The 6,000-nt window shown below is 70.2% G+C and carries 5 protein-coding genes, 3 tRNA genes and 1 pseudogene; 7 read left to right on the top strand and 2 right to left on the bottom strand.

What is annotated here, in order from left to right; translation table 11 throughout:
* Window positions 1-926, bottom strand: a pseudogene (locus EDM22_RS09840) (M23 family peptidase); the annotation flags it as partial.
* A 254-nt stretch (window positions 927-1,180) separates the two neighbouring features.
* On the opposite strand from EDM22_RS09840, the gene EDM22_RS09835 reads away from it, so the two are divergent.
* The 3 genes from EDM22_RS09835 to EDM22_RS09825 all read left to right on the top strand — a co-directional run bounded on the left by EDM22_RS09835 (window position 1,181) and on the right by EDM22_RS09825 (window position 1,548).
* Window positions 1,181-1,253, top strand: a tRNA-Glu gene (locus EDM22_RS09835).
* A 58-nt stretch (window positions 1,254-1,311) separates the two neighbouring features.
* Window positions 1,312-1,385 (top strand) — tRNA-Asp (locus EDM22_RS09830).
* 90 nt (window positions 1,386-1,475) lie between these two features.
* Window positions 1,476-1,548 (top strand) — tRNA-Phe (locus EDM22_RS09825).
* A gap of 80 nt (window positions 1,549-1,628) precedes the next feature.
* Here the strand turns inward: EDM22_RS09825 and EDM22_RS09820 are convergent.
* Window positions 1,629-3,203, bottom strand: a complete 1,575-nt coding sequence (locus EDM22_RS09820) for a serine hydrolase domain-containing protein (RefSeq protein ID WP_212591932.1) — start codon at window positions 3,201-3,203, stop codon at window positions 1,629-1,631.
* Window positions 3,204-3,367: 164 nt separating this feature from the next.
* Between EDM22_RS09820 and EDM22_RS09810 the strand changes: the two genes are divergently transcribed.
* The 4 genes from EDM22_RS09810 (at window position 3,368) to EDM22_RS09795 (ending at window position 5,878) form a co-directional block, all read left to right on the top strand.
* Entirely contained in the window at window positions 3,368-3,934 is a 567-nt protein-coding gene (locus tag EDM22_RS09810; RefSeq protein WP_122936873.1) for a TetR family transcriptional regulator, read from the top strand.
* Window positions 3,931-4,668, top strand: coding sequence for an ABC transporter ATP-binding protein (locus EDM22_RS09805; protein WP_122936872.1), 738 nt, complete (start codon window positions 3,931-3,933; stop codon window positions 4,666-4,668). Before EDM22_RS09810 ends, EDM22_RS09805 begins: the two co-directional genes overlap by 4 nt.
* On the top strand, window positions 4,665-5,438 hold the full coding sequence (locus EDM22_RS09800; RefSeq protein WP_122936871.1) for an ABC transporter permease: 774 nt from the start codon (window positions 4,665-4,667) through the stop codon (window positions 5,436-5,438). Before EDM22_RS09805 ends, EDM22_RS09800 begins: the two co-directional genes overlap by 4 nt.
* Window positions 5,439-5,593: 155 nt before the next feature.
* Window positions 5,594-5,878, top strand: coding sequence for a hypothetical protein (locus EDM22_RS09795; protein ID WP_122936870.1), 285 nt, complete (start codon window positions 5,594-5,596; stop codon window positions 5,876-5,878).
* The last annotated feature ends 122 nt before the right edge of the window (window positions 5,879-6,000 follow it).

The raw sequence follows: 6,000 nt of genomic DNA, 5'->3' as shown, positions 1-6,000 counted from the left end.
CCGCCCGCCGCCGCGGCTGCCGCCGCCGCGGCCGCTGCGGCGGCGGCCTCGCGCCGGCGGCGCTCCTCCTCTTCCTTGCGCTTGCGCTCGCCCTCCTCGTATGCGGCGGCGGTCTTCGCCTCCGTGTCCTGCAGGAACTTGAGCTGCTGGTCGAGCTCGATCTTCTTGGCCTCGGATTCGGCGAGCGCGGCCTCAGCCGCAGCCTGCGCCGCCTGGGCTGCCGCGAGGGCTTCCTCGGCGGCGATGCGTAGCCGCTCGCGTTCCCCGCGGGCGACCTCGGCCTGGTCGGCGAGCGACTGGGCGGCGTTGGACTTCTCGTTCGCCTGCCGGTAGATGCCCGAGGTGCGCTCGACGAGCTTGTCCATGCTGCCGAGCTTGGCGAGGAACTCGTCGGCCGCGGTCGCGTCGCCCGCTTCGAGCATGAGGTTCACGCCGAGGTCGGTACCCCCCGTGCGGTAGAGCTGGGCCGCGATCTGCCCGGCATTCTGCTCGGCCTCGGCGGCCTCCGCTGCCGCGGCGTCGGCCTGCGACTGGATCTCGTCGGCCACGCGCACCGCGTCGTCGTACTCCTGCTGGGCGACGAACAACTCGTCGGCCCGCTTCTCCGCCTCGGCACGGGTGGCCTCGACGTTGTCGGCCAACTGCGCGATGAGGCCCTTGATCTGCTCCACGGCCTTCGCGGCGCTGGCGGTGTTCGCCTTCGCCGCCTGCAGCTCGTCCCACGTCGGGTAGTCGGCGGCGACGGCCGCGACCGGGTTCGCGACGACGCCCGCGGTGGCCGAGAACGCCGCGATCGCGGCCACGGCGAGGATGCGGCGCAGGAGACGCCCGCGTGCGGCGAACCGGCCCGAGCGGCTCGCCGAGCGGTCGCGGCGCGTGCGCGCTCGCGTTCCGCCGGTCGGCGTGCGCTCTGCGATTCCGTGCATGGTTCCCCGTCCACGCGGCCCTCGGGGCGCCGCGCTCCTCGCTCTCATCCGGGCAGTTGTTCTGTCACCGTATGCAGGGTTCCGCGTGAATCCGGGCATTTCGGCCGCGCGTGGCGGATGCCGGCGACCGCGCGCCGACGACCCGGGCCGGCCGCATCCGGGGCGCTGCTGCGGCATCCGCGGCCCTCGTTTTGGAATCTGGCCGGAGGATGCGTATGCTGTCTTCTCGGCGGTCGTGCTCCGGCATGGCCATCGGCCCCATCGTTTAGTGGCCTAGGACACCGCCCTTTCACGGCGGCAGCACGGGTTCGAATCCCGTTGGGGTCACACACACGACGAGGTAGCAAGTACAATCGAATAGCCGGTGTCGATCAGACACCATCGAGGCCCTGTAGCGCAGTTGGTTAGCGTGCCGCCCTGTCACGGCGGAGGTCGCGGGTTCAAGTCCCGTCAGGGTCGCTCAGGCGACAAGCCCTTTCCCTTTCGAGAGAAGGGGCTTTCTCCTTATCGAGGCACCTGGTTCCGGTTTCGGCCGGTCGGATGTCGCGAGGCTCTGTAGCTCAGTTGGTAGAGCGTTCGACTGAAAATCGAAAGGTCACCGGATCGATGCCGGTCGGAGCCACAGTCAAAACCCCCGGTTTACCGGGGGTTTTTTCGTGCCAGCGGGTCGTTCCGCCGGGCTCGCCGGTGGCGTCTCGAGAGTTAGCCGACCTTGGGAACCAACCGGCCGCTGGTGCGGTACCAGGCGACCTCCCCGTTCGGGCCACGCACGAAGTCGGAGCGGGGCGAGAGGGGGCTCGCGCCCACCACGTGGTCGTCGCGGTAGAAATCCACGTACTCGGGCGCTGCTTCGTCGGCCACCGTGCCATCCGGATTCAGTGGTCGGATGCGCAGCCGGCCGCTCTCTGCGGTGAATTCGAGCGTCACCCTCGCCGTGGTGCCGTCGGGCCCGATCTCGGCGAGGTCGTACCGACCTTCGTAGGGGGCCAGCTGCGCAGCGGTTCTGCTTCTGGGATCGGCCGGCAGGTTGTGGACGCCGGCGAACCGCGACAATGCCCAGTCGTCTTGGAAGAACTTACTCAGGAGCTTCGGGCCATCCTCGGAGTTCGTGAGCATGGCGATGCCGAAATTCCGTTCGGGAACGAAGAGGAACCCGCTGTGCTGCCCGGGCCAATCGCCGCCGTGCTGCACGACGCGAACCCCTTCGGCGGTCGGCCGCAACCGGAAGCTGACTGCGTACCCGTCGATCTCGATGAAGATCGTTCCCCCCGGGCCCGGATTCGAGTGCATCGCCTCGAGCGAACCGGGGCTGAGGATCCGGCGGCCATCCGGTCCGGTGCCGTCGCCCAGGTGGAAGCGCAGGTAGCTCAGTTGATCGCGAGCGCTCGAGATGAGGGCGCCGGTCGGGTTGAGCGACCTCGGGACATACCAGAAGGACGGATCCACTACCGCCTTGCCCTCGACCACGCTGTGGGCGCCGGTGAAGGTGTGTCCGACGAGGTCGTCGGTGAAGAACCGGGTCTGGTCGAGGCCCAGCGGGTCGAGCACGAGCTCCTGGATGGCTTGCTCGAAGCTCGTTCCGTGCACCTTCGCCACCACGCGGCCCGCGAGCACGACTGCGGCGTTGTTGTAGAAGAACGTGGACCCGAGCGGCGTCAGCTGGGGAAGGCCGGCCATGCTCGCCACGTAGCGCTCGATCGCGTCCTCACCCCGCCCGAAGTCCTCGAGGTCGTCACCGAACCAGCCGGCGGTGTGGTTCAGCAGGTGCCGTACGGTCACGTTGGCCGCCACGTCGTGGTCGGCGACGGTGAACTCCGGCACATAGGTGCGCACGGCCCGGTCGAGGTCCACCTTGCCCGCATCGACCAGGCGCATCATCGCGGTCCCGGTGAACGTCTTGGTCGTCGATCCGATTCGGAACAACGAGTACTCGTCCACCGGCACCGGAGCATCGACGCTGGCGATCCCATAGCCGCGCACATGCTCGTTCCCGTCGTGGAGTACCGCCACCGCGACGCCGGGCACCGCGTACTCCTCCATCGCCGACAGGATCTCGGCGTCGAGCTCGGCGAAGAGGGCGTCTGACGTGGTGGGCAACGATGCAACCGTCGGGCCGGTGCCCCCTGTCGGACTCGAAGCACCCGCGTCCTCGGCGGTGCATCCCGCCACCACCGTGCCGGCGGCCACAATGGCAGCCAGGTCGGCGGACCTCCGCAGCATCGACCGCCTCGACATCGTCCGCGACGCAGACGGAACTTCGTTGTCCAGCAGGCCCATCGTTGCCCCCTTGCGCCGAGTCGGGCAAATCCTACTCGGCCGGTGCGACCACAGCGAGAGCGCCTCGTCGCACACCACGACCATCCTGAATCCGTCCCACTCGGGCCCGTACATGCAACCGGTATCCCGTTGACTCGAATAATGTGAGCGACTAACATTCAGGCATGTCGACCGAGACGCCCCCGTCCAAGCGCGAGCGCACCCTCGCCGCATTGGTCGAACACGGCCTCGACATGTTCGAACGGCAGGGCTACGAACAGACCACGGTCGCCCAGATCGCGCGAGCAGCGGGGGTGACCGAGATGACCTTCTTCCGCTACTTCCCCGCCAAGGAGCACCTGGTGCTCGACGACCCCTACGACCCGATCCTCACCGCCGCCATCGCCGCGGAGCCGCGTGAGTCGCCTCCGTTCCTGCGGGCCGCCCGCGGCATCCGCTCGGCGTGGCGGGCGCTGCCCGAACCCGAGACGCCCATCATCAGGAGGAAGGTGCGCATCGCCGCGGGAACGCCCTCGCTCCGGGGCGCCGTGTGGCGCTCGACCGGCAACACCGAGCAGGCCGTGGTCGAGCAGCTCGTCGCCGACGGCGCGACACCCGAAGTCGCACGGGTCGCCGCGGCGTCCGTGCTCGCGGCGCTCGTCGCCGGGCTGTTCTCGTGGGCGGAGTCCGAGCGCGGCACGCTGGCCGACGCGATCGAGCGAGCCCTCGACGTGATCGAGGTGGCGTCGTGAGCGGGCCCGTGGCACGGATCGAGGCGCGCGCCCTCGCGCGCGAGTTCCGCGGCGGCGCGGGCGTCCACGGCATCGACCTGGTGGTCGCGCCGGGCGAGGTGCACGCGATCGTCGGCCTCAACGGCGCAGGGAAGACCACGCTCATGCGCCTGCTGCTCGGGATGCTGCGCCCCGACGCCGGCGACGTGCGCGTCGATGGCGTCGACGTGCGGAAGGCGGGCCCCGCGACGTGGCGGCGGGTCGGGCACCTCGTGGACACTCCCCTGGCCTACGCCGAGCTCGACGCGCGCGCGAACCTGCTCGCGGCCGCACGGCTGCACGGTCTCGGCCGCCAGGAGGCCACCGCCGCCGTCGCCGCGGTCATCGCCGAGTTCGACCTCGCCCGATACACCGACGTGCGCACGAGCCGGCTGTCGCTCGGCAACCGCCAACGGGTGGGGCTCGCCGCCGCGCTCGCGCACGACCCGCAGGTCATCGTGCTCGACGAGCCCACGAGTGCGCTCGACCCGGCGGGCGTCATCCTGTTGCGCGAATCGCTCCTGCGGCGGGTCGAGGCGGGAGCCGGGGTGCTCGTCTCGAGCCACCACCTCGACGAGGTCGCGCGCATCGCCGATCGCATCACGGTCATCAACGACGGGCGCGCGATCGGCGCGCTCGACCCGGCCGGCGTCGACCTCGAGCGCGCGTTCTTCGCCGCGGTGCACGCCGACGACCGCGCCCGGAGCGCGGCATGAACGGGGCGTTCCACGGATTCGGCGTCGCGCTCGCCTTCGAAGCGCGCAAGGCCGCCGCGTCCCGGGTGATGCTGTCGATCACGGTCCTGTTCCTTGCAGGAGTGACCGCGATCGCCGTCGGGATGCTGCTCGCCGCGGCATCCGGCCAGGAGCAGGTGCTCGCCAAGCTCGGCCCACTCGCCGAGCTCGACGGCTGGGCGCGCCTGGTCGGCGTCGTCGTGCAGGTCACCGCCGCGGGCGGACTCGGCGCGTTCGGCATCGCGCTGAGCTGGATGTTCGGCCGTGAGTTCGCCGACGGCACGGTCTCGGCGCTCTTCGCCCTTCCCGTCTCCCGCGCCACGATCGCCCTCGCGAAGCTCACCGTCTTCGGAATCTGGGCGGCAGGCGTCGCCGTCCTCCTCACGGCGGCGATCGCCGTGCTGGGCTTCGCCATGGGCTTCGGGGCGACGGATGCCGCGGGCCTCGGCGAGATCGCACGCGTGCCCGTGCTCGCCGCGCTCACGGCACTCATCGCGGTGCCGGCGGCCTGGGCGGCGACGATCGGGCGCGGACTGCTGCCCGGGATCGGCGCGACCATCGTCATCATGGTCGTCGCCCAGGTGCTCGCGGTCGCCGACTTCGGCACGTGGCTGCCGATCGTCGCTCCCGCGTTGTGGGCCATCTCGCCGGGATCCGTGCCGACGGAGGCGCTGCTCCTGGTGCCGACGGTGCCGCTCGTCTTCGGCGCGCTCTGCGCGCTTTCCTGGAGACGCCTGCAGCTCGATCGCTGATCCGGCGCCCGATCCGGCCGTGCCGGTTTCTCCCGTTGATCGGGCCTGAAAGCAAGGGGTCGGGGCAAGTTCGTCGGATCCGGGCCCGCCTGCTTGCATTGTCCTCGGTGCAATTCGCACTGACGAGCACCACTGATGCAGCAAGGACGAATCACATGAGCACCACCACCCGCAACGCCGTCACCAGGCTCTCGACCGAGACCAAGGCCGCGTTCAAGACCACCGAGTTCATCGCCTACGTCGTCATCCTCGTCGGCATGTTCATCGCCTCCGCTCTCGTCGACAGCAACGAAGACGGACAGGGATTCGGGGCCGAGCAGGTCTGGTTCTTCGCCACGCTGCTCACCATCGGATACATGATCAGCCGGGGCCTGGCCAAGGCCGGCAGCCGCGAGTTCTACGACCGCGACGACCGTGACGACCGCGGCGACCGTCGCTGATCTCGGGACACCGACCGGCGACGCACTCGCCCACCACACGAAGGCCTCCTGCCCTGCAGGGGGCCTTCGCTGCGCCGCCACCGACCGACTCGGCCGCCGCCGGCTTCCCTCCGAATTTCCTC

It is taken from the genome of Agromyces tardus, from assembly GCF_003710805.1.
GTDB classification, from domain to species: domain Bacteria; phylum Actinomycetota; class Actinomycetes; order Actinomycetales; family Microbacteriaceae; genus Agromyces; species Agromyces tardus.
The sequence above is the reverse complement of the archived record's forward strand: the minus strand, read 5'-3'. Positions and strand labels throughout refer to the sequence as shown.

Bases quoted from the DNA above. Each gene is read 5' to 3' on its own strand.
- EDM22_RS09820 (WP_212591932.1), bottom strand. From the start codon at position 3,203: ATGGGCCTGCTGGACAACGAAGTTCCGTCTGCGTCGCGGACGATGTCG.
- EDM22_RS09810 (WP_122936873.1), top strand. From the start codon at position 3,368: ATGTCGACCGAGACGCCCCCGTCCAAGCGCGAGCGCACCCTCGCCGCA.
- EDM22_RS09800 (WP_122936871.1), top strand. From the start codon at position 4,665: ATGAACGGGGCGTTCCACGGATTCGGCGTCGCGCTCGCCTTCGAAGCG.
- EDM22_RS09795 (WP_122936870.1), top strand. From the start codon at position 5,594: ATGAGCACCACCACCCGCAACGCCGTCACCAGGCTCTCGACCGAGACC.